Here is a 24,731-nt window from a genome sequence, read left to right on the forward strand (position 1 = left end):
AAGCACCGTCCATATACTGCATATTTTGCGGTTATTGGACGGTGCTTTTTTTGTGCATTTTTGCAGGGAGGGAAGAAAAATTGATTGTTCTAAAGGCAGTGCTGGCTTCCAAAGACAAAGAATATATTAGTGCCTGGCTTGATTTTGTACAAGGGAGCCAGCCTGGCTCCGGTATACGCTTTACTGCTTTTTCACAATGGGAACCGTTCAGGGATCACATGAATGAACAGGAAGGCAGGGAACTGCCAGATCTTGTGGTTGCGGAACCGGAGTTTCTGAACAACTGGCTGAGTAATGGTGGCGAAACCTCGGGTATTCCTTGGTTGACGCTCAGTGAAGGACTGGATGAGGTGGATGAGGACAAACGGCTGATGAAATATCAACCTTTGCCTGCACTGTTAGATGCTGTTCTTAACGCTTGCCACCAGCCCCGTCGGAGGAAGGTCCATCGCCCAGGACAGGAGACGCTATCCATTGCAGTTGTATCTGCTTCCGGAGGAAGTGGCAAGACTGCGGTGGCAATGCATATGGCGAAGCAGCTGGGGATTGCAGGATATGCCGTTCTGTATCTCAATTTGGAGACGCTGGATAGTTCGATGCCGTTTCTGGAAAAGGGATTGTCTAGAAGTGCACAGCGTATAGCTGATGCAGAAACGGGACTGTCACGTCTGCTTTACGATTTGAAGGTGGGCAGGAAGGAATCAGGTAAACAGGGACAAGTGCAATCTTTGTCCAAAGGTGTTGACAGCTACGTGCTTCGTCACGAAGCTTTGAAGTCGGATGTATTCTGGCCGCTGTCCAATCGGAAGGAACTGCTGCAAATGTCCCATGAGGATACGAAAATCCTGATCCGGTATCTGGCGGACTGCGGACAGTATGATGTGCTCATTCTGGATGGGGATTCAGGCTGGGATGGTCGCAGTGAAGGGATTCTGGATCGTGCAGATGCATTCGTCTGGCTGATTGAGGATGACATCTCTTCTATGCACCGCTGGGGTCAATGGATGCAGCATATGGAGCGCACAAGGCCGGAATTCCTTGATAGTGTACTGGATCGTGCCCGCTTCGTTGTTAACAAGTACCGGGACAGTGTCATCAACGTCCTGCCAAGACCCGATCTGCATCTGGACGCAGTGCTGCCCTATATCCCTTCCTGGAAGCAGCTGAGTAAGGAGGAAGTGATGCTTAGCTCACCGATCTTTCAACGCGAAGTAAAGAGACTCTGCGCCATGATCGTACAAGATGGGGAAGAAGAACTGAAGCAGGCGGGACGAATGCAGAAGGGTGATGGGTGGTCGTTATGACGGATGCATCCAAGGTGATACTGGACCGTGAAGAACAGTTTCAAATCATGCGTCGGGAGGTCAGGGCTGGCCTGGATCTAACGTCCTCTGCAGGGGACGAAGAACTGTGGCAGGGAATTGAGCGTAAAGTGCTTTCTGATCCGAAGCTGGATGATCTGACCTCCGGGGAGCGGCATACGTTGGTGCAGCGGTTATTTGACTCCTTTCGAGGATTGGATATCCTGCAACCATTGGTGGATCATCCCGAGATCACGGAGATAATGATCAACAGCCACCGGGAGATCTTCGTTGAGCAGGAAGGTGAAGTCAGACAGATCACACTGGAATTCGAGTCCAGTGAACGATTGGAAGACATTATCCAGATGATTGTATCCGGGGTGAACCGGATTGTGAATGAGTCTTCTCCAATTGTAGATGCGCGGTTAAAAGACGGCTCGCGTGTCAATATCGTGCTGCCTCCGATTGCGTTGAAAGGCCCGACCATGACGATTCGTAAATTCCCGAGTGAACCGATGAAAATGTCCGATCTGATTGATAAAGGTGCCCTGCATGAAGCAGCGGCAGAATTGCTGCAGCAGTTGGTGCGCAGCAAATACAATATTTTTATCGGCGGTGGAACTGGATCGGGAAAAACAACTTTTCTCAACGCATTATCCCAGTATATCCCGGCGGATGAACGGATTATTACGATTGAGGACTCTGCTGAATTACAGATTGTAACGGTACCGAATCTGGTATCGCTGGAAACACGGAATGCCAATACCGAGGGCAAGGGCCAAATATCCATTCGGGACCTGATCAAATCATCCTTGCGGATGCGTCCGAATCGAATTGTCATTGGTGAGGTACGGGGGGCGGAAGCGCTGGATATGTTGCAGGCCATGAATACTGGACATGATGGCTCGTTGTCAACGGGACACGCAAATACGATCTCCGATATGATCAGCAGATTGGAGACCATGGTGCTCAGCGGAGCGGATCTTCCCATTGCTGTTGTTCGGCAGCAGATTAGCTCGGCAATTGATATTTTTGTGCATTTATCCCGACTGCGAGACCGTTCACGTCGAGTGACCGAGATTAGCGAAGTGATCGGCATGCAGGAGGGAGAAGTGCTGCTGAATCCACTGTTTCGTTTCCAAGAGATTGAAGAAAAAGAAGACAAAATTATTGGCGGACTCGTGCAGGTAGGGAAGCTAAGACAAGTGGAAAAAATTCAGATGGCGGGACTTGGAGAATGGCTGAACGAGTACATAGAACGTTTTAGTGATGGGTTCATTGAATCGGATAACAACGTAGACTAGTTGATTTTATTGGAAGGTGATGAAGTTGGGCGAGGCCAGACAGGCGTTAATGGATTACACCGTATATATGCTATCCCGGAGACAGCGGATGGTCTGCATGCTGATTAGTGGTTTGTTATTCTTCGGTATCGGTATTCTGTTCTATCACCACTGGTTGGCCGGACTGATATTGGCGGCGGGGTGTATATGGGTACCGAAACATTGGACCAAAGTGCTGCTGGAGCGAAGAAGAATGACTCTCAGTTTACATTTTAAACAGGCATTATATGCGTTGTCCTCCGCGCTGGCTGCGGGTAAATCGGTAGAGAACGGATTTAAGGAATCCGTGGAGGATCTGCGCATGCTGAATCCTGAGGCAGATACAGATCTCATTCGTGAATTCACTATTCTGAGGACGCGGATGGAGTATGGACAGCCCATTGAAGAGGCGCTGCAAGACTTCTCGGATCGGGCCAAGATTGAGGATATCACTAATTTTGCGGATGTATTCATCACATGTAAGCGAACTGGTGGAGATCTGGTCGAAGTTGTGCGGCGAACTTCGGCGGTCATTGGTGAGAAGTTGGATATTCAGCAGGACATCATGGTGGCAGTGGCACAGAAGAAGTTTGAATCCAAAGTGATGTTTGCTGCTCCGTTTATTTTTCTGATTTTTCTCAACTTTACGGCCAAGGATTTTATGGAGCCCCTATATAGCGGGATGGGTTATCTGATCTCCAGTGGTGCATTGGTGTTACTTGCCTGCTGTTATCTGTGGATTACACGCATTATGGATATCAAAGTATAAGGAGGTGACACGATGCTGCTTCCCGTTATTTTCGGAGGGGTGCTCGTGGCGGGATGGCTGATGCTGGATCGAACACGAGGACAGACCTATCGGCATTTGCGCGAACTGGATATGGAAGGATTACGTCTGAAGAAACTGCATGGTCCCTTTTTGTTTTTGTTGGAGAAGTTCGAGGTGGGCCGCAGATTGCCTGTACTTATGTTCCGCATGCAGCATGCTATTCAGAAAATGTATGGCATACAGCATAGTGGCGAGAAAACGATGCTCTACTGTGCTGAAATGCTGACGTATTCGTGGCTGATGTTAATCGTAGGCTGCCTTTTGTCACTCGTTGGAGATATGGGGCTGGGGGGGATGGTGGGTGGACTGGCGTTGGGTGTTGCACTGCCTTTAGCGCTCTACAAAGATCTTAACACTAAGATGCAGCGAAGAGATCAGGACATACTCATGGAATTACCGGAGTTGTTGAACCGAATTGTTTTGCTGGTTGGTGCAGGGGAAACGGTGCAACGCGCCATTGTTCATTGTGTAGCCAGTCAGGAAGAACGGGATCATCCACTATACAACGAGCTGCGCAAGACGGTTGGGGATTGGAACAACGGTTATTCGTTTCAGCAATCCTTTGAACAGTTTAGCCGCCGCTGTGGTGTACAGGAAGTGACGATATTTACAACAACTGTACTGTTGAATTTCCGGCGAGGGGGAGGTGACTTTGTATTGGCGCTGCGGGATCTGTCACATGTATTGTGGGAGAAACGCAAGGCCGTTAGTCGGGCAAAGGGAGAACAGGCTTCTTCCAAACTGGTGTTTCCGATGGTACTGATCTTTTTTTCGATCGTGGTAATGATCGGAGCGCCAGCTTTTATGATGATGAATATGTAGGAGGAATTGGGATGCTGGAATTGATGAAAAGCAAGGCAACTGCATTTTGGGACGAAGAAGACGGGCTCGGTACACTGGAATTGATTCTGATTATCGGCGTTATTATCATTATTGCGTTGATTTTTAAAGATCAAATTAAGACGCTGGTAGAAAGACTGTTGAAAAATGTTAGCAATAAAAGTAATGAGTTTTTTGAATAAAAATTTTAAAAAGGAAGAAGGGAGCTTCACCATCGAAGCCTCCCTGGTCTTCCCTATTGTGTTGTTTATTCTCATGTTACTGTTATTTTTCTCCATGTACATGTATCAAAAGACATTTCTGAACCAACATGCATACGCAGCCTCTGAACGTGCCGCCTACAGTTGGGATAACAGCCACAAGCAGGCGATGACAGGTGAAGTTGTGGCTGGGGAACATGACAACTTGTACTGGAGATTGACCGATGATCGATTGCTCGGAGCACTATTTGGATGGGCGGGAACGGACAATGAGATTATTGTCTCTTTACCCGCGGGAGATGGCGGAAGTCTATCGGAAAAGAAACTGTTCCAAGCGGCACAAGGCATGCCTTCTGGCATGAACGGAACGATTGAATATCAGAACTCGCTGATCCAGCGAAAAGTAACGACAAAGCTGGAGCAGGTGATTTCTTTACCGCTACCTTCTTTTTTATTTAATTCAGGTAACAATGTGTTAACGCAAGGGTCATCTACAGTTGTAGAACCGACGGAATTTATTCGAACGGTGGATCTGGTCCGTTATTATGCAGCCAAGTTTAAAGGCAAGGGCGGAGCCGCAGCCAGTACTGCCGCAGAAGCAGGACAGGTTGTACAACATTTTGGCAAAGCCAAAAAATGAGGAGAGGAGGAGGAAACGCTGTTCAGAAAAAAAGACGGTGAATCGGGAGCCGTAACCGTGTTCTTGATCTTGATTTTGGCTGGAATCTTTATGTTTGTTTCCATTTTCATTGATTATGCACGTATTGCTGCTTTCAAAGTACAGGCAGAGCGAATGACGCATGCGGCGATAAGATCTGTGATGTCAGCCTATGATCCTTCTTTGCGAGAATATGGTCTATTTGGATACGGTGACAGCAGTGGTGAGGCCATCATGGCCAAGGTACTCAATGATAGTGTGAAGCCTTCGGCTGTGAAAGATGGATTTCCAATCCTGGATATCCAATGGGATACCACTTCATTGAGCATGGAGCGTGAACTGGGCAGATATGATATTTTTAATCGGCAGATTCAGGAAGATATGAAATATCGTGCGCCGGTCGATTTTACCCTAGAAGTGGTCAATCGGTTCAAGCCGATGTCGGAAGAGATGAAAGAAGCCGCGCATACTGTGGATCTGCTCAAAAAATTGCAGAAACTGTATGACAAACGTGAGGAATTACTGGACGAAGCAATAGTCAATCAGACGATATCAGCCGAAAAGCTGAAGGGTCTGCCCACACTGATCATGAATCCGCCTTCCTCTGCCATTTACGATGAAATGCTTAGAGACACACCAGAAACAGCCGCTGAGGTAGCAGCGCGTTATGCGGATTATCTGAACAAAAAACAAATGGATGAAGGACTGCCCTTCAACCAGCAATCGTACATGCTGGAGCTGGCTCGTTATCGGACAGGCGTAGGTAATGTGGTGACAGGCATAAGCATGATCATACAGCCAGCATTACAGGCTCATCAGACGAAATTGGAGGAAGCACAAGCCAAAATTGAAGAAGCTCGAAAGATCAACGAGGAAATGAAGCGGGTAATCGCTGAAGGGGAAAATCGTTCACAGAATGCCAGCTATGAAAATGTAGGGAACTCAACGCTGCCTGGAATGAGCCCTCCATCTACCGGATCGGGAAATGAAGCTAAAAGTACACGCTCCCTGGCTTCGGAACTTGTAAGAGATGACACACTGTTTGATCAGTTGAATGCACATGTTCGTTCACAAAATTCGGATTTTACCAATGTCAGAAACGACAGTATGGAACTTAATACGCAGCTTCGCACCATTACGGTGATAAGTGGTGTTTCTATTAAACCAGCGGTTAGACAGGCTAGCCAGGTCACGGAACGATACATGGACACTTACGTGCGAAGTGGACCGTCCAATGTCATTCTTCAAAGCAAACAGCAGTTGGAGAACGGTCGCGGATCTGATGCCCAACGCAAAGCGAATGACAAGGAATCCAAAGGGAAGTTGAAGGAAGTTAAACGTATTTTGTCACAGATTGAAAATGGTAGCTCCGGATCAATGGAAGCCTTCAAACAGCTGGAAGAGTATTACAATGCCAACATAGCTTTTAACGAGGCAAGCCGTGAAGAATCCAAAAAGGCAAAGATTGCCGGTGACCCGTACGACTCAGGTGGAGACGCCATGAACGGAATGGACAGTTTATTCGGTGGGATGTCCAGTCTGCTGGATAGCCTTGGCGATGAATTGTTCCAGAATGAGTACGCACTGGCGTATTTCAATTCGATGGATTTTGGACAGTTGTTTAACTGGACTGAAGGTAGTGGGAATGCTGGTGAAGTCTTCAAACTGGAGAATCAGGAATTGGAATATATCGTCTATGGTTTTCATAATCCTTCGGGCAACATTGCCTCTGCGTATGCAGAGATCTTTGGCATGCGTCTGGCGATTCGAACTGCAGAAGGATTAATGGAGAATAGCAAGCTTGGTAATCCACTACTTGTATTATCTGCTGCGATTTTATACGGAATTACAAACGCTATAGCAGATATGGTGAAATTGGCCAAAGAAGGAAGCGTGGAACTCTCCAAGTATATCAAAGTCAAGCTTACCTACAGAGACCATCTCAGACTGTTTCTGTTGATGCATAGCAACAATGAACGCAAAATGTCCAGAATGTTGGCTTTGATTCGAATGAATACCGGAGTGAATCCGGATGAGAAACAGACATATGCTTCGGGAAATATGCGCAGCAGTATCAAGCTGTGGTTTCTGCCAGTGGTCACCAAAAGCATAGGCGCTGTTATGGGCAGTGCAGATCAGGTAGAGGATGGGCGATTTTTCATTGATCGGAAGACCGATTATTCCTACTGAGTAATTTGGGTCGTTTCGATGGAGGGATTATGGATAAGCAGCATCAGCAGGGAAAAATTTTGGCATGTTTACAAAACCGACTAACACAAATTCGCAGACTGGAAAGATTGAAGTCATGGCGTGAACAGAGACGTTCTCCTCAAAAGGTGCGTTCTCCAGAAAGAGAACATGGAAGCATCGTTTTGGAAGCCTCACTGGTTCTGCCTGTATTTCTGTTCTTTGTCATGTTCTTGATTTACATCGTGCAGATGACTCTGGTATCGACAGCGTTGCAGAGCACAGCAGGGGAAGCGGTGAAGCAGTTATCCACCCAAATCTATCCTGTTTCCCTCGTATTCACCCCCTCTGATTCCGCTGGCAATGGATCGGAAGGTGGATGGAAAATTCCTGAGTTGTCCTTGACGGAATGGGCTGAAGAGTACGCCTCTTCTCTACCGGAGCCGCTAAGCGATTGGGTGCGTGCAGCCGCTGCAAGAGGTGAACAACCGTTACAGGAAATCAAAACATCCGTTCTTGAGACCGTTCTTGATCCAACCGTTAAACCGCTGCTCAAGCCTTTTATTAATACTTCTGTGTTGGAAGTAGATCGTGTGCATGTTAACGGGATTTCTATACCTGATCTCAAAAATAAAACGAATCCTTACTTCCGGCTTGAACTGAGCTATGAATTACCTGTGAAAGTCCCCTTCTTAGGGAAATCTTTACGGATTCAAGCGGCCGCGGCAGAACGGGTATGGATCGGAGATACAGGAGAAGGTTCGGACAGCAGTGGAGGAGACGCGGATTCTGCAGGAGCGGCAACCGTGATATCCAAACCGGAGCCGGCATACATAGGCAATAATGCGACAATCAAGGTTAAGGTTGAGCCCGGAGCTACAGCGAATTTAACGATTTTTTACAAGTCCGGTGAAAGTTCAGCCAAGCATATCGGATGGGCTACTGCCGATGAAAATGGTGTGATTGAATGGAACTGGTTTGTTGGTACACGTACAACGGAGGGGACATGGACATTTGTTGTGGAGACAGCGGATGGTGCCAAGACGGTGACCGAGTTTAATGTGGCTTCCAGAAAATAATAAAGGAGATGTTGGAGGTGGAGTGGTTTTACTTAGCCTGTGGTCTATACGTAATTGCAGCTTTTGTTACAGATGTTCGTTCGATGAAAATCCCCAATCGTTTAACTGTACCAGTGACTGCGGCAGGGTTCCTGGCCCATATTATCTGGGGAGGATGGGAGGGATTCCTGTTCTCAGCAGTTGGATTCTCGGTTGGGTTCGGTGTGTTGTTGCTGATGTATATGATTGGGGCAGTGGGTGCGGGAGATGTTAAATTGTTTGGAGGAATGGGTGCTTGGACGGGGCTGGTCTTTGGTATTCATGTGATTATTTATTCCGTTTTGTATGCAGGGGTAATCGGCCTGGTCATTCTATTGTTCCGCAGGGATTCAGCGAAACGAATTCGCGGCATGGCGGGAAATCTTACCGGTTTTTTCATGCTGGGTTCGCTCAAGCTGGTTAACAAGGAAAAGACGTTGAAGTTTCCTTTTATGCTGGCCGTTTTGCCCGGATTCATCAGTGCCTATATCTACATGACTTCATAAAGAGTATATAAAGTGTGTGGAGTTTGGATTATAGCTTATTAACGGAAAGAGAGGATTGGCATGTATGGATTAAAGAGAGATTTTATTCGGAACGGCGGAGCATTCATGGTTTTGGAGAAAGAGGAAGGGTTGCGAATGGATGAACTGAGCCGTGTGCAGATGGGCATGTTGTCTTCCAATCAGATTCCAAGGCTCCTTCCTGTCCATATCCGGGAATTGGATCGAAATGTAACGTTGCAGTATGACATTTCGGGGTACAAGATGTTATCCCAGATGTTAAAGTCCGGAAAAATTCAATTGCGTGTGTTATATGGTCTGTTGTTTCAACTGGCGGACACCTTCACAGAATGCCGACAATATATGCTGGACTCCCGTAAATTGCAGATTCAGGAAGATTACATATTCATCAATGGCTCATTTGAACAGGGAGAACTTGGCATGGTATACATCCCGATCATGGATACGGTTGAGGTAGATTCGACCCCTCAGCAATTCCGTGAACTGGTTATCAGGCTCATGGCCCATGTGCAGGAACTTCAGGGAGAAGGCATTCAGCGTGTTCTCCAGCTATGTGATAGTGAGCATTGGGATATCGGTCGGTTGCGTGAACTCTTACTTGAATTATACGCGGATGAGCAGAGTAATTCAGGCCAAGCATCGTTTCTGTCCTCTCGTATTCCGTCTGGGTCAGCTGACAGTAAGTTGGATACTCCACAGCTGGCGGTTCCAGAGCAGGAGAGTGAGCAATCTTCCATTAGAGTTGGACAATATCAATACCGTCAATTTGATCAAAATAGTGCTGCTGAGCAGCCGTTGAATCCACACCAGCAACCGAGGGTCTCTGTGTCCGAGAAAGAGAACCCGCGTAACAACCCCTTCTCTGGCTTTTCCGGTAGACGCTCACCAGGCGAGTCTTCATTACATTCCAAAGGTGTTACAGATCTGTCACAACGCCAAACCATTGATTCATTTCAAGGGGAGGTTTTGGAAGAAGACGAGAAGTCGGGGTCCCAAGTGACCTATATCATTTTGGGCTGTATGGTTGCCATGGCGCTGGTATGGAGATTTGTTTATATGGAGCAACCCGGTCAGGCTCAAATGATTCTATCCGCAGCATTGAGTGCTGGATTGCTTGGGGTTGCGGGTTGGGCATGGGTGACCAAAGGCAAATGGGTAAAATCGAAGTCCAATCTGCAAGGCAAAAAGATAGCAAATGATGAAAATGAGGATTTCACCGAAGATAAGGAATTGGGACAGCCACGCAATGGACGTTTTCAGGTTGAGAGAATAACGGGCGGACTGGAGAAGGAATCATCCAATAAGCGCTCTGCTTTTTTTGGATTGGGCAGAGGAGGAGACAAGCAGAAAGAGAGCAGAGAAGAAATGTTTCAGGAAAGCTGGCGTTGGAATGCTACTGATAAGTCGGCGGATTTTTTTGAATCCAGACGATCTGGCGACGTAAATGCTCGCTTTCAGAATATGCATATACCATCCGAAGCATCAAATGTACCAGTTGTTCAGCATGCTGTCGAAGTCACAGCTGCTAAAGGAGACTTACCTCGTCATAATGCGGGAGCGGATGCAACGGTAAACTTGCAGAGCATGGCCGGAAGTGGTTTTACAGCAGCAGGTCCAATGGTGCCTGCCGTTTATCTTGAACGTCGATCAGCAACTGGAGATAAAAATGAACGGATGGATGTCCGCGGAGCATCTTTTGTCATCGGAAGGTCAGCTGACATGGTTCAATGGGTTGACTCAGCAACCGGTGTGTCCCGTGCTCACGTGGAATTGAGCCGGAACAAATCGGGCTATGTAATTAAAGACTTGGGTTCCGTCAATGGAACCGTTCTTCAAGGCAATGTTCTTGCTCCGTACAAGGAATATCCATTGGAAGATGGGGATACCTTTACGTTGGCCGAGTCTGTCTACACGTATCGGTCAGTCGGATAGACCCCGGTGTTTCAGATCTTCCAGTGCTACGGTTAAGGTAGGAAAAGTGAACCTGAATCCGTGATCCAACGCTTTCTGCGGGATAACCCGTTGTCCCTGAAGCAGTACCACAGAGAGTTCTCCGACCAGTGCTTTGATCAGAATTCCTGGTACGGGGAACCAGTGCGGGCGATGGTACACTTTGCCTACTGTGCGCCCAAATTCATCGTTGGTAACCGGGGTGGGTGAAGAGGCGTTTACCGGACCGGAGATTTCTTTATTATGGATTGTAAAATCAATCAACCGCACAATATCCATAATGTGAATCCAACTGGTCCACTGTTTTCCACTTCCTACCCTACCCCCAACACCAAGCATATAAGGTAATTTCATTAATGGAAAAGCACCTCTTTTATGACCAAGTACCAGGCTAACGCGAATCTTCACAAGTCTCACATGTTTGATGGCATCGGCAGCAACTTCCCACTGCTCCGAGACACGGGAGGGGAAATTCATTGATTTTTGCGGACTGTTCTCATCAAATGTTTCTGTAGGAGAGGTACCATAGATCGCCATGGCAGATGCCTGAACGACCACCTCCGGCTTGTGCTCCAGTGAATCTATCAATCTAGCCACACGGGCTACAGTGGTGACTCTGGATTGAACGATCTCCAGCTTCGCTTTGGTTGTCCACCGTTGATTCAACGTTTCCCCGGCAAGGTTGACCAAGGCATCCATTCCTTCCAGCAATTGAGGCTGTTCTTCGACCTGTTCCCATGAGATATATGTAAGGTTGTGGCTGGGATTATGTAGATCTGGCAGCTTGCGTGTAATAACTTTCACATGATGTCCTGCCTGAAGCCAGTAATCTACGAGTGCTCCTCCGACAAAACCGGTACCTCCACAAATCGCAATCTTCATCTTTTGACGACCTCCTCGATATTCTGATGGGATGTGAAATGTATTCTCCGATCAACAAACAGCCCCGGACGGTAAGTGCTGCCTTGCTGGGAATGACTTACCTCACGGAGCATGTTTGCCGATATGTAACTGATATACTGAACGGTTGTTTTGATTGAAAGCAATTCTATTTATTCATCAAATGTTTATAAGGCGAATAGTCAATTTGGTTTTTCTCCAGAAATTTCACCAAAAATTTATTATCCCGCTTCGGTGTAGCTATAATGTATCCTTTAATGCAATGATCTCTGGATACTTCAGCTGCATTGTCTTCGACCGCAATTTTACCGATCTCGGCAGCAATAGAATGTTTGGCAATATCGCGAAATGGTCCAGGCACAGGTTCCACAAGCTGGTCCAAAAAAGCTTTTGCTTCATCGGTCCATAAATGACGGCTGGCTTCCACCCAATAATTTTGCCAATCGAGCTTGGATTTTCCGTCTGCCTTTGGTAGCACTTTCAAAAACTTACGCATCATAAAAAATCCACCAATACACATGCTTCCAAGTAAAACAAATGTCCAGAATGCTATCGTATTCATAAACCAATTGCTGGGGGAACTGCTGGTCAACGTCAAAGCGAAGAAGCCGAACATCATTACGGAGTCACCTCGGTTCATTGATTTCCACGGAAAGACGGATTCCGCCCACCCATGTTCCAAATGCCAGCTGTAAAAAATAGCCTGTACCCCGAATTATAGCGCATTTCTAGATTTATTTCGATAATCGCGTTAGAATAAGGAATAATTCAGAATAAGGGGGATCAATGATGCTGAAAATCGGCTCCCATGTGTCCTTTTCGGACAAGGGATTATTAAGTGCAACGAAGGAAGCGGCTTCGTACGGTTCCAGTTCGTTTATGATATATACGGGTGCACCGCAAAATACCCGTCGCAAGCCTATTGAGTCCATGTTTATTGAGGAAGGCAAACTTGCCATGCAAGAAGGCGGGATGGAAGATATCGTTGTCCATGCCCCATACATTATTAACCTCGGTTCCTACAAAGAAAACACGTATGAGCTGGCCGTAAGTTTCCTTCAGGAAGAGATTCGTCGTACACATGCGATTGGTGTCAAAAATATCGTGCTGCATCCCGGCGCATTTACGGACAAGGACGCTCACTATGGCATTGGACGTATCGCTGAAGGATTGAATGAAGTGCTGGACGGTGTAAAAGAGACGGATGTTAATATCGCTCTGGAAACGATGGCCGGTAAAGGAACTGAAATGGGTCGCAGCTTCGAAGAGATCGCTCAGATCATGGAGAAAGTTACACACAATGAACGACTTACGGTATGTATGGACACATGTCACATTCATGACGCAGGTTATGATATCGTGAACGACCTGGATAGTGTTCTTGAACAATTTGATCGTACGGTAGGGCTTGACCGCATTGCCGTAATGCATATTAATGATAGTAAGAACCCTGTGGGTTCACATAAGGACCGTCATACACCGATTGGCTCCGGTTGGATTGGTTTTGAGGCGATTAACCGTATCGTGCATCACGAGGCTCTTCAGGGACGTCCGTTTATTTTGGAAACGCCTTGGATTGGGAAAGAGGCCAAAACGCAGCGTCCAATGTATGAAGCAGAGATCGCGCTGCTTCGCGGGGATGTCGCAGGTCGATTCGGTCCGGAATTCCTGACAGAAGTGGAACAATTGCATCACTTCTTCAAAGGAAAAGAGATTGAGTCCCGTTCGTATGTTCTGGATGTCTGGACATTGCTCAAAAATGATGCCAAAGCCAAAAAAGCCGACCCGCGTGAGCCTCTGGAACGTCTGTATGACCTCGTGGCTGAAGCTGCAATCTTCCAGCATTTGAGTGAAGAACAACTGAATCATCGTTTGATCGCCTGGCTAGCAGGAAAAGAACTGCTGGTTCAGGCCTAGTTGAAGGAGGAAGAATAACCCGATGGAGATTCACGCTAAACAAGTACGTCCTGATGTTAAAAACCGCGCCGATCGGGCGCGGATGCTTATTTCCTGTCCGGATGGACCCGGAATTGTTGCTGCAGTATCGCATTTCCTGCACCAGCATGGTGCAAACATTGTACAGTCGGATCAGTACACCATGGACCCGGCTGGCGGCATGTTTTTCATGCGGATCGAATTCGATCTTCCGCAATTATCCGTGAACCTGCCTAAACTGGAAGCAGATTTTACAGAAGTCGCAGGTCGTTTCAAAATGGATTGGAGTCTTTCTGAGGTTAGCCGCAAGAAGAAACTTGCCATCTTTGTATCCAAGGAAGATCACTGTCTGGTCGAGCTGTTGTGGCAATGGCAGGCTGGTGACCTGGATGCAGATATCGCGCTTGTCGTGAGCAATCATCTGGACATGAAGGATTATGTGGAATCATTTGGTATTCCTTATCATCATATTCCGGTTACAGCAGATACGAAGAAGGATGCGGAACAACGTCAGCTCGACGTCATTGGCGATGATATCGATGTGATTATCCTTGCACGTTACATGCAAATTATCTCCCCGATGTTTATTGAGCATTTCCGCAACCGGATCATTAACATTCATCATTCGTTCCTGCCTGCCTTTGTTGGTGGTAAGCCGTATGCCCAAGCGTACAACCGCGGTGTGAAAATTATCGGTGCGACAGCTCACTATGTTACGGAAGAACTGGATGGCGGACCGATCATTGAGCAGGATGTACAGCGTGTAAGCCACGGGGACGATGTAAGTGAACTTAAACGGATTGGACGTACCATTGAGCGTGTGGTTCTTGCCCGTGCTGTCAAATGGCATGTCGAAGATCGTGTTCTGGTTCATGAAAATAAAACAGTTGTATTTTAAGCTGATGCTTTAATACTGTGCAAGGTTGATTCGAAACGATACCGTTTCTATTTCTATCAAAAGAAAAGGCGAATTCCCTATTCATGCTTGAAAGGGAGCTCGCCTTTTTTTTGGTGTGCTGCCATACCTGTCCGCATCCCCCTATTGCCATGCCAAACAACAGATGGCCTGCCAGCCAGTATAGTATCGCTTTTCCATCGTGCAGATTGGGCACTCGAGCAGACAACTGAGATAGCGGAATGTACAGGAGGGAAGAGAGAGCGCCGATCAAAATACCTTTGGACATCGGATGCCCAGAACGCTGAACCCACCATATGTAGAATGTCCCGATAACTATGGAAACGACAAGATGTAGGACAAATTCGATGTATTCGGGTAAGGTTGGCGGAAGCCATGGAACAAAATCGATATTCAATAGCAGGGTGTAAACCTTCTCGTCGGTGTACGCCTCAATGGCTTTTAAAAAGAATCCAAGCACAAATCCGGAAAAGATGCCTGTTAAAATCCCGCACTTCCAGGGTAATGTGTGCTTTAACGGTTTTGATGGCTTCGCAAAATGATGTGGCATGTGCTGATCTCCCCTTCATTTTGAAGTAAAACCTAATGTATACAATAGTCCAAATGTTGAAACCGGAATAAGGACCATTATATGCAAAAACAACTTTGAAATCTAAAAAGAGTATGGTTTTCCGGTTAAAGGTTATACTTCATGCGATGGATTTGCGAGGATCACCGAGCTGGAACATATGTTGAAATGCACTGTACAGGGCGTTTTCTTTCCTGCTGGAAACAAATCCCTCGTCAAAATCAGCCGAATTTTCCCGATCTTCTAAAAGAAGGTTATGGAAAAGCTTCACGCCAAGTGATACAATACAAAAGTGAATAAGTCAAAATGAAACACTCAAGCGGATTCACTTATTGTGAAATTCGGTTTACTTGTATGATGAGAGGGATTCGCTTGCGCAACCCGACTTATCTAAAGACATGAGGAGGACAAACCATGACTGACAAGAACGAAGCGATTCAAAAGGAAGAAAATAATACGATCGATAACCTGTCGATCACTACCGTACGTACACTGGCGATTGATGCAATCGAGAAGGCAAATTCCGGCCACCCGGGAATGCCTATGGGCTCCGCTCCAATGGGGTACCAACTTTTTGCAAAAACGATGACACATAACCCGGACCACCCAACTTGGGTTAACCGGGACCGTTTTGTCCTGTCCGCAGGACATGGCTCCATGTTGCTGTACAGCTTGCTGCACCTGAGCGGGTATGACCTGCCTATGGAAGAATTGAAACAGTTCCGTCAATGGGGAAGCAAAACACCGGGTCACCCGGAATTCGGACATACTGCAGGTGTTGACGCAACGACCGGACCACTGGGTCAAGGTATTGCAATGGCAGTAGGTATGGCTATGGCTGAAGCTCAACTGGGCGCAACATACAATAAAGACAAATTCAACGTAATCGACCACTACACGTACGCAATCTGTGGTGACGGTGACTTGATGGAAGGCGTATCCCATGAATCAGCTTCCCTGGCTGGACGTTTGCACCTGGGCAAACTGATCATGTTGTTCGACTCCAATGACATCACACTGGATGGTAAATTGAACCTGTCTTCTTCCGAAAGCATCGCGAAGCGTTTTGAAGCTTATGGCTGGCAAGTGCTGCGCGTTGAAGATGGTAACGATCTGCCTGCAATCCAAAAAGCAATTGAGGAAGGTCAAGCAGATACGCTTCGTCCTACACTGATCGAAGTTAAAACGGTAATTGGTTACGGCAGCCCGAACAAACAAGGTAAAGGCGGCCACGGCGGTACTCACGGATCTCCACTGGGTGCAGACGAAGCCAAATTGACTAAAGAGTTTTACAAATGGGTTTACGAGGAAGATTTCCACGTTCCAACTGAAGTTCGCGAACACTTTGCACAAGTGAAAGATCGTGGTATCTCTGCAAACAAAGCATGGGACGAGAAATTTGCCGAGTACAAAAAAGCATTCCCTGAGCTGGCAGCTCAATTCGAAACGGCAATCAATGGCGACCTTCCAGAAGGTTGGGATCGTGATCTGCCTAAATATGCTGCAACAGACAAAGCTGTATCCACTCGTGTAGCATCCGGTAATGCACTGAACGGTCTGGCACATAACGTACCTAACCTGACAGGCGGATCTGCTGACTTGGAAAGCTCCACAATGACTCACTTGAACAACCTGGAGAACTTCACGCCTGAAGACTATTCTGGCCGCAACATCTACTTCGGTATCCGTGAATTCGGTATGGCTGGAGCGATGAATGGTATGGCGCTGCATAGTGGTGTGAAAGTATTCGGAGGTACGTTCTTCGTATTTACAGACTACCTGCGTCCAGCTGTTCGTCTGGCTTCCCTGATGGGGCTGCCTGTAACGTATGTCCTGACTCACGATAGTATCGCTGTTGGTGAAGACGGTCCTACCCACGAACCAATCGAGCAATTGGCATCCCTGCGTATCATTCCTAACCTGACGGTTATTCGTCCGGCTGACGGTAATGAAACTTCCGCAGCTTGGGCTTATGCGCTTGAGAACAAGAGCAACCCGGTTGCACTCGTACTCACTCGTCAAAACCTGCCGATTCTGGAAGGTACCGTTGAAGGTTCCCGTGAGAACGTGAAACGTGGTGCGTATGTTGTCTCTGATGCAAAAGACGGCAAAGCTGTTGCTCAAATCATTGCAACAGGTTCCGAAGTGCAGTTGGCTGTCAAAGCCCAAGCAGCACTTGCTGAACAGGGCATCCAAGTTCGTGTAATCAGCATGCCAAGCTGGGATCTGTTCGAGAAACAGGACAAGGCATATAAAGAATCCGTCCTGCTTCCGGATGTTAAAGCACGTCTGGCGATTGAAATGGCTCACCCAATGGGCTGGGAAAAATATGTCGGCGATCAAGGCGATATTCTCGGAATCAGCACATTTGGTGCATCCGCGCCTGGCGACCGTGTTATCCAAGAATATGGTTTCACTGTGGAGAACGTGGTTAGCCGCGTGAAAGCATTGCTGTAATAGCTTCAAAAGCGCTGCAATGAATGGGATGAGTTCAACTGCGAGTCCTGTCCATGCGGCAAGTTATTTCCGACAGATGATGGGCGGGCAACCGTCCTGATCTGTTTTGCCTTTTGTTTTCATTAACTTCAGGGGGAGCGGGTACGCATGTCACAGTTTGATCAAGTCAGTGTAGTAAAAGAGGCCAACATTTATTATGGAGGTCAGGTAACCAGCAGAACAGTTATTTTGGGGGATGGCAGCAAGGTGACTCTGGGCATTATGCTACCAGGCAGTTATGAGTTCGGTACAGATTCCCGTGAAATTATGGAGATTCTGTCCGGCGACCTGAGCGTATTGCTTCCCGGAGAAGAAGATTGGCAAGAGATTCAAGGTCAAGCTACGTTCCACGTGCCTGCCGAATCCAAATTCAAACTGGAGATACGCAGCGTTACCGACTACTGCTGTTCGTACCCGGCGGAATAACACAAGAAGGGTAACCGGAACCGCAACATGCGGATTCGGTTTACCCTTTTTGCTTCTTGAACTTTAACGACAAAGTTCAGGCTGCAAGCTTGTCAGTCCCAAGGATTTGCAGTATCCTTATGCTAAGTTGTTTAGAATGGAAAACGGAAAAAAATATGCTACCGATATCAGGAGGTTTTACAGATCATGGCAAAAAAAGTGAAGTTCGACTACAGCACTGCCCTGCAATTTGTCAATCAGCATGAAGTGGACTATTTCGCTGAACCGATTCGTTTGGCTCACGAACAGCTCCACAACGGTACGGGAACAGGATCGGATTATCTGGGCTGGATCGACCTGCCTACCGCTTATGACAAAGAAGAGTTTTCCCGTATTCAAAAAGCGGCTGCCAAAATTCAAAGCGATTCTGAAGTATTGATCGTCATCGGTATCGGTGGATCTTACCTTGGTGCTCGTGCAGCGATTGAGATGCTGACGCACTCTTTCTACAACAATCTGCCTAAAGACAAACGCAAAACACCGGAAATCTACTTTGCTGGAAATAACATCAGCTCCACGTATGTAACTCATTTGCTGGATCTGGTTGAAGGCAAAGACTTCTCCGTTAACGTTATCTCCAAATCCGGTACTACAACGGAGCCAGCGATTGCTTTCCGTATCTTCCGTGCAGCGCTGGAGAAAAAATACGGTAAAGAAGAAGCTCGCAAACGTATCTATGCAACAACAGACAAAGAGCGCGGTGCATTGAAAAAACTGGCAAATGAAGAAGGCTATGAATCCTTCATTATCCCGGATGATGTAGGTGGACGTTACTCCGTTCTGACAGCAGTAGGTTTGCTGCCAATCGCAGCTGCCGGCATCAACATCGAAGAAATGATGCAAGGTGCGGCGGATGCATCCAAAGAATACAGCAACCCTAACGTAGCCGAGAACGAAGCATATCAATATGCAGCTGTTCGTAACGCACTGTATCGTAAAGGTAAAGGAACAGAGATTCTCGTAAACTACGAGCCATCCCTGCACTTTGTATCCGAGTGGTGGAAACAGCTGTACGGAGAGAGTGAAGGTAAAGACTATAAAGGAATCTATCCTGCATCTGTTGACTTCTCAACTGACTTGCACTCTATGGGTCAATTCATTCAAGAGGGGAGTCGGAACATCTTCGAAACGGTCATTCAAGTTGCTGAAGTGTCCGAGCATATCTCAATCGAAGCTGATCCGGATGATCTGGATGGTCTGAACTTCCTGGAAGGTAAAACGATGGACTTTGTTAACAAAAAAGCGTTCCAAGGAACACTGCTTGCACACACAGATGGTCAAGTACCAAACCTGATTGTGAACATTCCAGATATGTCTCCATATTCTTTCGGATATCTGGTATACTTCTTTGAAAAAGCATGCGGCATTAGTGGTTACCTGCTCGGCGTCAATCCATTTGACCAACCAGGCGTGGAAGCATATAAGAAAAATATGTTCGCTTTGCTGGGCAAACCAGGCTTTGAAGAAGAGAAAGCAGCGCTGGAAGCGAGACTTTCCGAATAATTCATCGGTCTGCTCATATAGTTAAAGAAAGTAATGTAATTACATGGGGAGTCATTGTGAAGCAATGATTCCCGGATGTTTAAACCAAGGCAGTTCGTCCGCGTTCGCGTGGGGAACTGCTTTCTTGCAAAATGGATCAAGTTGGAAAGTTGGATAGGGATGATTGAACGTTATCGAACGGTTCGAGGACCGGGTAATCTGGAAATTGTAATCAAAAAGTCGCGATTTATCGGTCATATTATGCCGGTCACGACCGAAGAAGAAGCCAATGCGTTTATTGATGAAATCAAGAAAAAACATTGGAATGCCACTCACAACTGCTCGGCTTATATGATTGGTGAGCGGGATGAGATCCAGAAGCAATCCGATGATGGCGAACCAAGCGGAACCGCTGGGAAACCCATTCTTGAAGTGATCAAAAATCAGCAATTGAAAAATGTGGCTATTGTGGTTACACGTTACTTTGGAGGAATCATGCTTGGAGCAGGTGGGTTGATTCGCGCTTATACGGATGGAGCAGTTGCAGCCATTGAGGCGGGGAAAGCCATCACCAAAGTACTGCATCGTGAAGTATTTGTTGAACTGGATTACACATGGCTGGGCAAAGTGGAAAATGAATTAAGGAGCCGGGAAGTCCGTACAGGTGAAACTGGATTCACCGATAAGGTTACGTTGACTTGTCTTCCGCCGGATAGTGAAACCGAGGCATTTGTAGCCTGGATCACAGATTTGACGCAAGGGCAATCCCGGATCACGGAGGGACAGCGGCTTTATTTTATTGAAGGGGAATAAAATATATGGCTAGAAGAGCAGTCGAACAGGAGTTGTCGAGGGAGCGGATACTGGAGGCGGCGAGGCATCTTTTTATTACCAAAGGATACCGCGCCATTTCGATGCGAAGCATCGGCCAGCATCTGGGCTATAGTCATGGGTCGCTGTATTATCATTTTAAGGAAAAGGCTGAGCTGTTCTATGCCATCGTGGTTGAAGACTTCAATCATCTGGGGCATCTGTTGCTGCAAGCCATGGTCAGGCCAGTCGTGGGCGGCGTGAGCAAGGTAGAACATATCATGATGGAGTTTATTCGTTTTGGTCTGGAGAATCCGTATCAGTATGAGATCATGTTCATGATTCGGGATGAAGAATTGCTATCCTATTGTCGTACGGAGCAAGGAAGATGCTTTGAATTGTTTGCCTCCATTATTCGACAATACATGAATGAAGAGGGTTGTACGGAAGAAGATATTCAATGTGTACCACGTACGCTGTTTTTGTCCATGCACGGATTCATATCATATTATATTCAGGACCGTTTGACCTTTGCAGAGATTGAGTCGGCTGCATTGTCTCATGTCAAAGTGCTTTGCCGCAATCTCCAACACCAGCCTGGCGTCCAATAAGGCGCTTTTGTCGCACTCCTATACTTCAGGGCGGTGAATTGTCATAACATTAATTCTTTATAACGTTGTCTCGCGAAAGTTTTTTCGTGAACAAGACCAGGACAGGCGGATCACATCCTGAAATAGGGTGGACCGCCTGTTTGCTTTTTTGCGCTTCTGGAATAGGGTTAAATAAGGTGAAATGAAGCTAACCTTCCATGAGTTTAAGAAAATATTCCCGCTGACGTGGGCCATCGAATTCGCAAAAATAGATTCCCTGCCATCTGCCAAGCAGTAACCTGCCCTCATGTATAATCACCGTCTGTGATGGTCCGGTTGTGATTGATTTCAGGTGAGAAGCCGTATTCCCCTCAGCATGCCGATATTCAGGGTGCTCCCAAGGATAGACTTCGTTCAAGCGGAGAAGTACGTCATGCTTGACGTCCGGGTCTGCATTTTCATTAATGGCAATGCCTGCCGTCGTATGTGGACAATAAATCAATACAGTCCCATGCTGCACACCGCTGTCACGGACGACCTGCTCCACCTCCCGCGTAATATCTTTCATCTCATCCCGTCGGGATGTCGATACATTTTTCGTATATAACATATTACACCACTCCTTTGCGCCAAATTGTGTCCCCTAAATTGTACCTTAACCACTACATACCAAACAAACCACATAAGAAAATGATATGTAATTACACATTAATGTAGAGGATAGAAATATTATTAATCCATCTCATATACGCCCCAATTATATTCAATAAAAGCATTGACGATTAGCACTGCAAACTGGTAAAGTATCAGATAAGCAAAAACCAAGTAGACTAATGGGAATAATGTTAAAGTAATAAAATCCAACTTAGGAAAAAGGTTGTATGGAAGCAGGAAGACTGCCGACCGGACATAGAACCGGAGGCTGGGAGGGAATGCAGCAATGAATACCGTTCTTCGTCATAAGGGATGGACTTGGGGATTCCGCAGTACCGTATTGTTATATTTTATCGTACTCATTGTACTTCCAATCATCGGTGTGTACGTCAATTCCTTCTCTGAAGGATGGAGCAACTTTATCCAGAGCATTATGGACCCGATTGCATGGAAAGCCGTGCTGTTAACCATCCGGCTGGCCGTTATAGCTACCGTGATTAATGTCGTTCTGGGAACCATGATCGCTTGGGTACTGACACGTTATCGCTTTTTTGGAAGGTCGTTCCTTAACAGTCTGGTAGATCTTCCTTTCGCACTGCCAACAGCTGTTGGTGGACTGATGATTATGCTGCTCCTGGGTCCGGTTAGTGCTATTGGGAAACTGGCGGAATCCATGGGGGTTGAAATTGTATTTCACCAGCCTGCAATTGTGATCGCGATGACCTTTGTGACGTTTCCTTTTGTTATTCGTGCAGTGCAGCCTTTGCTCGAAGAGATCGACCCTTCGGAAGAGGAAGCCTCCTACACGATGGGTGCGTCGAAGGCGCGCACGTTCAGGCAGGTCATTCTTCCGTCCATGGCTCCAGGCATGATTAGTGGGGGAATGCTCGCATTCTCCAGAGCACTGGCCGAATTTGGGGCTGTTGTGCTGGTGGCAGGCAACATTCCGGGAAGAACATTGACGGCTTCCGTATTTATTTACGGCGAGATCGAAAGTGACAATCCAACCGGTGCCGCGGCAGTATCCGTGCTGCTCTTAACACTCTCCTTCCTGATCCTCTGGCTGATTAATCTGGTGCAGATGCGGGGGAGAAGACGATGAGGCGACTATTAATCGGACTGACGTTTGCAGTGTTCATTGTACTGCTGATCATCCCGCTTGGACGTATTTTTATTGGTGCATTTGAAGACGGGGCAGGAGGATTCCTGAATGGGCTGTTGCGCCCTGAGGCGCTGCATGCCTTGATGATGACAGGACTTGTTGTACTTGTTGTCACGCTGTTAAATACATTGTTTGGCGTTATGATGGCCATCTATCTGGTTCGCGCCGGATGGCTGAGTGACCGGGTGAAAGGGCTGCTGAACAGCATTGTGGATCTTCCCTATGCCGTATCGCCAGTCATTGGCGGATTGATGATTGTACTACTGCTCGGCCCGAATAGCATTATGGGTGCTTTTTTTGAAGGAATTGGATTTAATGTGGTCTATGCCTTCCCGGGCATGGTCATTGCAACGTTGTTTGTCACTTTTCCACTGATGGTTCGAGAGGTGATGCCTGTCTTGCAGGAGCTTGGATCTCAGCAGGAAGAAGCGGCTTCAACGCTTGGTGCATACGGCTGGAGAACGTTCTGGAGTGTTACTTGGCCATCGATTCGCTGGGCGGTTGTGTACGGTCTTGTGTTGACGGTTGCACGCTCGCTTGGGGAATTTGGTGCGGTGCTGGTTGTATCGGGTAACATTATGAACAAAACGCAGACAGCAACAACGCTTGTATATCAGGATGTTGAGAATTTTAATGTAGCTGCCGCAAATGGTGTGGCATTGGTACTGGTTACTTTTTCCGTCGGGCTCCTGCTTATGATGGAATGGGCCAAGAAGCGAAAGGAAGTGCATTGAGATGCATGTGGAAGTCCGTGATCTGAACAAACATTTCGGTGATTTTCATGCGGTAAAAGATGTCTCGTTCGATATTGCCAAAGGCCATCTGATCGGTTTGCTGGGACCCAGCGGAGGTGGGAAAACATCCATTCTGCGTATGCTGGCGGGTCTGGAGAACCCGGGTTCCGGGGAGATTCGTTTTCACGGAAAGATCGTCAACCATCTGCCTCCACAGGAGCGGGGAATCGGATTTGTATTTCAGAACTACGCCTTGTTCAAACATATGACGGTATTTGATAATATCGCCTTTGGACTCAAGGTCAAAAAGACCCCTAAAGCCCAGATCCGTGATCGGGTCATGGAGCTTGTGGAGTTGACGGGGCTGAAGGGGTTCGAGCAGCGTTATCCGCATCAGTTGTCTGGTGGACAGCGTCAGCGTGTTGCTTTTGCCAGAGCATTGGCACCGGAGCCGCAGCTGCTGCTGCTGGATGAACCGTTCGCCGCCATTGATGCCAAGATCCGTCAAGAGCTTCGTTCATGGCTAAGAGAGCTAATTGAGCGGGTGGGAATCACCTCGATTTTTGTAACCCATGACCAGGATGAGGCAATTGAGGTTGCTGACGAAATTATGATTATCAGCCAAGGGCGGTTAGAGCAGAAGGGCACGCCATGGGATATTTATAAAAACCCGGAGACACCTTTTGTTGCCACATTTATCGGGGAATCCACCGTTGTGGAGGATGCTTCACAGCTTAAGGGCTTCGAACATGCGGTGGAAGGGGAGCGCACACGTGCGCTGATCCGGCCTGAGTATATTGAAATCGGTTTGAAAAACGAGTTTAGCATGCTGTCCGCTACTGAAAAGGGTACGGTCAAACACCTTCATTTCCGGGGCAGTGAATGGATGGTCGAAGTGGAAGTTGAGGGACATAAACTGATCACGTATCGTTCCCTGGAAAAAACAACCTTGCAAGTCGGCCAACAGATCCGGGTGCTTGTCCATCGGGCGTATCTGTTTAATGATTCCGATAGCTGGGTTGTGGAGAACCGATTGAAGGAAGATCCAATGCCCGTCATCATCTAATCAGAACATTAATTATTCAGGGAATGATCTAGAAGTTTGGAGAGA

24 protein-coding genes are annotated in these 24,731 nt (G+C 47.1%); 20 read left to right on the forward strand and 4 right to left on the reverse strand.

The annotated features are described in order from the left end of the window. Positions 1 to 80: 80 nt before the first annotated feature. The 10 genes from ACFTRD_RS03075 to ACFTRD_RS03120 are packed head-to-tail and all read left to right on the forward strand — an operon-like array spanning position 81 to position 10,890. Complete coding sequence (locus ACFTRD_RS03075) at positions 81 to 1,304, forward strand: nucleotide-binding protein (protein WP_379377684.1); 1,224 nt, start codon at positions 81 to 83, stop codon at positions 1,302 to 1,304. Beyond that, complete coding sequence (locus tag ACFTRD_RS03080) at positions 1,301 to 2,605, forward strand: TadA family conjugal transfer-associated ATPase (protein WP_379381142.1); 1,305 nt, start codon at positions 1,301 to 1,303, stop codon at positions 2,603 to 2,605. Before ACFTRD_RS03075 ends, ACFTRD_RS03080 begins: the two co-directional genes overlap by 4 nt. A gap of 19 nt (positions 2,606 to 2,624) precedes the next feature. Then, a complete protein-coding gene (locus ACFTRD_RS03085; protein WP_379381144.1) occupies positions 2,625 to 3,392 on the forward strand; it encodes a type II secretion system F family protein in 768 nt (255 codons plus the stop codon). 12 nt (positions 3,393 to 3,404) lie between these two features. After that, on the forward strand, positions 3,405 to 4,274 hold the full coding sequence (locus ACFTRD_RS03090; RefSeq protein WP_379377685.1) for a type II secretion system F family protein: 870 nt from the start codon (positions 3,405 to 3,407) through the stop codon (positions 4,272 to 4,274). An 11-nt stretch (positions 4,275 to 4,285) separates the two neighbouring features. Continuing rightward, a complete protein-coding gene (locus tag ACFTRD_RS03095) occupies positions 4,286 to 4,474 on the forward strand; it encodes a Flp1 family type IVb pilin (protein WP_379377686.1) in 189 nt (62 codons plus the stop codon). Continuing rightward, positions 4,458 to 5,132: a TadE/TadG family type IV pilus assembly protein gene (locus tag ACFTRD_RS03100; RefSeq protein ID WP_379377687.1), complete on the forward strand. Its 675-nt coding sequence runs from the start codon at positions 4,458 to 4,460 to the stop codon at positions 5,130 to 5,132. Before ACFTRD_RS03095 ends, ACFTRD_RS03100 begins: the two co-directional genes overlap by 17 nt. Positions 5,133 to 5,189: 57 nt before the next feature. Further along, positions 5,190 to 7,340, forward strand: a complete 2,151-nt coding sequence (locus ACFTRD_RS03105; protein WP_379377688.1) for a hypothetical protein — start codon at positions 5,190 to 5,192, stop codon at positions 7,338 to 7,340. 29 nt (positions 7,341 to 7,369) lie between these two features. Continuing rightward, positions 7,370 to 8,416: a pilus assembly protein gene (locus tag ACFTRD_RS03110; RefSeq protein ID WP_379377689.1), complete on the forward strand. Its 1,047-nt coding sequence runs from the start codon at positions 7,370 to 7,372 to the stop codon at positions 8,414 to 8,416. Positions 8,417 to 8,424: 8 nt separating this feature from the next. Further along, entirely contained in the window at positions 8,425 to 8,940 is a 516-nt protein-coding gene (locus ACFTRD_RS03115) for an A24 family peptidase (RefSeq protein WP_379377690.1), read from the forward strand. A gap of 60 nt (positions 8,941 to 9,000) precedes the next feature. Beyond that, positions 9,001 to 10,890 carry a DUF6382 domain-containing protein gene (locus ACFTRD_RS03120; RefSeq protein WP_379377691.1) on the forward strand — a complete coding sequence of 630 codons (1,890 nt, stop codon included), beginning with the start codon at positions 9,001 to 9,003 and terminating at the stop codon, positions 10,888 to 10,890. Here ACFTRD_RS03120 and ACFTRD_RS03125 read toward each other — a convergent pair. Both ACFTRD_RS03125 and ACFTRD_RS03130 read right to left on the reverse strand, forming a co-directional pair. Continuing rightward, complete coding sequence (locus tag ACFTRD_RS03125) at positions 10,879 to 11,790, reverse strand: TIGR01777 family oxidoreductase (protein ID WP_379377692.1); 912 nt, start codon at positions 11,788 to 11,790, stop codon at positions 10,879 to 10,881. The two genes, ACFTRD_RS03120 and ACFTRD_RS03125, sit on opposite strands and share 12 nt — an antisense overlap. Positions 11,791 to 11,956: 166 nt before the next feature. Next, positions 11,957 to 12,424, reverse strand: a complete 468-nt coding sequence (locus ACFTRD_RS03130) for a DUF2621 domain-containing protein (protein ID WP_379381146.1) — start codon at positions 12,422 to 12,424, stop codon at positions 11,957 to 11,959. 173 nt (positions 12,425 to 12,597) lie between these two features. Here ACFTRD_RS03130 and ACFTRD_RS03135 point away from each other — a divergent pair, with 173 nt between their 5' ends. Both ACFTRD_RS03135 and purU read left to right on the forward strand, forming a co-directional pair. Beyond that, positions 12,598 to 13,725, forward strand: a complete 1,128-nt coding sequence (locus ACFTRD_RS03135; RefSeq protein ID WP_379381148.1) for a deoxyribonuclease IV — start codon at positions 12,598 to 12,600, stop codon at positions 13,723 to 13,725. A 22-nt stretch (positions 13,726 to 13,747) separates the two neighbouring features. Then, the gene (gene purU / locus ACFTRD_RS03140) at positions 13,748 to 14,641 is read left to right on the forward strand and encodes a formyltetrahydrofolate deformylase (RefSeq protein ID WP_379377693.1); all 894 of its coding nucleotides are present in this window, start codon (positions 13,748 to 13,750) and stop codon (positions 14,639 to 14,641) included. Here the strand turns inward: purU and ACFTRD_RS03145 are convergent. Then, positions 14,583 to 15,209 carry a hypothetical protein gene (locus tag ACFTRD_RS03145; protein ID WP_379377694.1) on the reverse strand — a complete coding sequence of 209 codons (627 nt, stop codon included), beginning with the start codon at positions 15,207 to 15,209 and terminating at the stop codon, positions 14,583 to 14,585. The two genes, purU and ACFTRD_RS03145, sit on opposite strands and share 59 nt — an antisense overlap. 432 nt (positions 15,210 to 15,641) lie before the next feature. Between ACFTRD_RS03145 and tkt the strand changes: the two genes are divergently transcribed. The 5 genes from tkt to ACFTRD_RS03170 all read left to right on the forward strand — a co-directional run bounded on the left by tkt (position 15,642) and on the right by ACFTRD_RS03170 (position 21,091). Continuing rightward, positions 15,642 to 17,684, forward strand: coding sequence for a transketolase (tkt, locus tag ACFTRD_RS03150; protein WP_379377695.1), 2,043 nt, complete (start codon positions 15,642 to 15,644; stop codon positions 17,682 to 17,684). Positions 17,685 to 17,831: 147 nt separating this feature from the next. Beyond that, a complete protein-coding gene (gene ppnP / locus ACFTRD_RS03155) occupies positions 17,832 to 18,149 on the forward strand; it encodes a pyrimidine/purine nucleoside phosphorylase (RefSeq protein WP_062326904.1) in 318 nt (105 codons plus the stop codon). Positions 18,150 to 18,335: 186 nt separating this feature from the next. Next, positions 18,336 to 19,691 carry a glucose-6-phosphate isomerase gene (locus tag ACFTRD_RS03160; RefSeq protein ID WP_379377696.1) on the forward strand — a complete coding sequence of 452 codons (1,356 nt, stop codon included), beginning with the start codon at positions 18,336 to 18,338 and terminating at the stop codon, positions 19,689 to 19,691. A 159-nt stretch (positions 19,692 to 19,850) separates the two neighbouring features. Beyond that, positions 19,851 to 20,483 carry a YigZ family protein gene (locus ACFTRD_RS03165; RefSeq protein WP_379377697.1) on the forward strand — a complete coding sequence of 211 codons (633 nt, stop codon included), beginning with the start codon at positions 19,851 to 19,853 and terminating at the stop codon, positions 20,481 to 20,483. Positions 20,484 to 20,488: 5 nt separating this feature from the next. Then, positions 20,489 to 21,091, forward strand: a complete 603-nt coding sequence (locus tag ACFTRD_RS03170) for a TetR/AcrR family transcriptional regulator (RefSeq protein ID WP_062326899.1) — start codon at positions 20,489 to 20,491, stop codon at positions 21,089 to 21,091. Between the two features lie 187 nt (positions 21,092 to 21,278). Here ACFTRD_RS03170 and ACFTRD_RS03175 read toward each other — a convergent pair whose 3' ends face one another. Continuing rightward, positions 21,279 to 21,680, reverse strand: coding sequence for a secondary thiamine-phosphate synthase enzyme YjbQ (locus tag ACFTRD_RS03175; protein WP_192264920.1), 402 nt, complete (start codon positions 21,678 to 21,680; stop codon positions 21,279 to 21,281). A 330-nt stretch (positions 21,681 to 22,010) separates the two neighbouring features. Between ACFTRD_RS03175 and cysT the strand changes: the two genes are divergently transcribed. Genes cysT through ACFTRD_RS03190 form a run of 3 tightly spaced genes read left to right on the forward strand, consistent with a single transcriptional unit; the run spans position 22,011 to position 24,686 of the window. Beyond that, positions 22,011 to 22,826: a sulfate ABC transporter permease subunit CysT gene (cysT, locus tag ACFTRD_RS03180; protein WP_379377698.1), complete on the forward strand. Its 816-nt coding sequence runs from the start codon at positions 22,011 to 22,013 to the stop codon at positions 22,824 to 22,826. Then, positions 22,823 to 23,620 (forward strand): sulfate ABC transporter permease subunit, encoded by a 798-nt coding sequence (locus tag ACFTRD_RS03185; RefSeq protein ID WP_379377699.1) that lies wholly within the window; start codon positions 22,823 to 22,825, stop codon positions 23,618 to 23,620. The genes cysT and ACFTRD_RS03185 overlap by 4 nt, the downstream gene beginning before the upstream one ends. Position 23,621: 1 nt before the next feature. Further along, positions 23,622 to 24,686 (forward strand): sulfate/molybdate ABC transporter ATP-binding protein, encoded by a 1,065-nt coding sequence (locus ACFTRD_RS03190; protein ID WP_379377700.1) that lies wholly within the window; start codon positions 23,622 to 23,624, stop codon positions 24,684 to 24,686. Positions 24,687 to 24,731: the final 45 nt, after the last annotated feature.

Source organism: Paenibacillus sp. NPDC056933 (assembly GCF_042674385.1).
Classification (GTDB): Bacteria; Bacillota; Bacilli; order Paenibacillales; family Paenibacillaceae; genus Paenibacillus.

Coding starts and splice junctions, on each gene's coding strand:
- ACFTRD_RS03080 (WP_379381142.1), top strand. CDS start 1,301: ATGACGGATGCATCCAAGGTGATACTGGACCGTGAAGAACAGTTTCAA.
- ACFTRD_RS03085 (WP_379381144.1), top strand. CDS start 2,625: ATGAAGTTGGGCGAGGCCAGACAGGCGTTAATGGATTACACCGTATAT.
- ACFTRD_RS03090 (WP_379377685.1), top strand. CDS start 3,405: ATGCTGCTTCCCGTTATTTTCGGAGGGGTGCTCGTGGCGGGATGGCTG.
- ACFTRD_RS03095 (WP_379377686.1), top strand. CDS start 4,286: ATGCTGGAATTGATGAAAAGCAAGGCAACTGCATTTTGGGACGAAGAA.
- ACFTRD_RS03100 (WP_379377687.1), top strand. CDS start 4,458: ATGAGTTTTTTGAATAAAAATTTTAAAAAGGAAGAAGGGAGCTTCACC.
- ACFTRD_RS03110 (WP_379377689.1), top strand. CDS start 7,370: ATGGATAAGCAGCATCAGCAGGGAAAAATTTTGGCATGTTTACAAAAC.
- ACFTRD_RS03115 (WP_379377690.1), top strand. CDS start 8,425: ATGTTGGAGGTGGAGTGGTTTTACTTAGCCTGTGGTCTATACGTAATT.
- ACFTRD_RS03120 (WP_379377691.1), top strand. CDS start 9,001: ATGTATGGATTAAAGAGAGATTTTATTCGGAACGGCGGAGCATTCATG.
- ACFTRD_RS03125 (WP_379377692.1), bottom strand. CDS start 11,790: ATGAAGATTGCGATTTGTGGAGGTACCGGTTTTGTCGGAGGAGCACTC.
- ACFTRD_RS03130 (WP_379381146.1), bottom strand. CDS start 12,424: ATGTTCGGCTTCTTCGCTTTGACGTTGACCAGCAGTTCCCCCAGCAAT.
- ACFTRD_RS03135 (WP_379381148.1), top strand. CDS start 12,598: ATGCTGAAAATCGGCTCCCATGTGTCCTTTTCGGACAAGGGATTATTA.
- purU (WP_379377693.1), top strand. CDS start 13,748: ATGGAGATTCACGCTAAACAAGTACGTCCTGATGTTAAAAACCGCGCC.
- ACFTRD_RS03145 (WP_379377694.1), bottom strand. CDS start 15,209: ATGCCACATCATTTTGCGAAGCCATCAAAACCGTTAAAGCACACATTA.
- tkt (WP_379377695.1), top strand. CDS start 15,642: ATGACTGACAAGAACGAAGCGATTCAAAAGGAAGAAAATAATACGATC.
- ppnP (WP_062326904.1), top strand. CDS start 17,832: ATGTCACAGTTTGATCAAGTCAGTGTAGTAAAAGAGGCCAACATTTAT.
- ACFTRD_RS03160 (WP_379377696.1), top strand. CDS start 18,336: ATGGCAAAAAAAGTGAAGTTCGACTACAGCACTGCCCTGCAATTTGTC.
- ACFTRD_RS03165 (WP_379377697.1), top strand. CDS start 19,851: ATGATTGAACGTTATCGAACGGTTCGAGGACCGGGTAATCTGGAAATT.
- ACFTRD_RS03170 (WP_062326899.1), top strand. CDS start 20,489: ATGGCTAGAAGAGCAGTCGAACAGGAGTTGTCGAGGGAGCGGATACTG.
- ACFTRD_RS03175 (WP_192264920.1), bottom strand. CDS start 21,680: ATGTTATATACGAAAAATGTATCGACATCCCGACGGGATGAGATGAAA.
- cysT (WP_379377698.1), top strand. CDS start 22,011: ATGAATACCGTTCTTCGTCATAAGGGATGGACTTGGGGATTCCGCAGT.
- ACFTRD_RS03185 (WP_379377699.1), top strand. CDS start 22,823: ATGAGGCGACTATTAATCGGACTGACGTTTGCAGTGTTCATTGTACTG.
- ACFTRD_RS03190 (WP_379377700.1), top strand. CDS start 23,622: ATGCATGTGGAAGTCCGTGATCTGAACAAACATTTCGGTGATTTTCAT.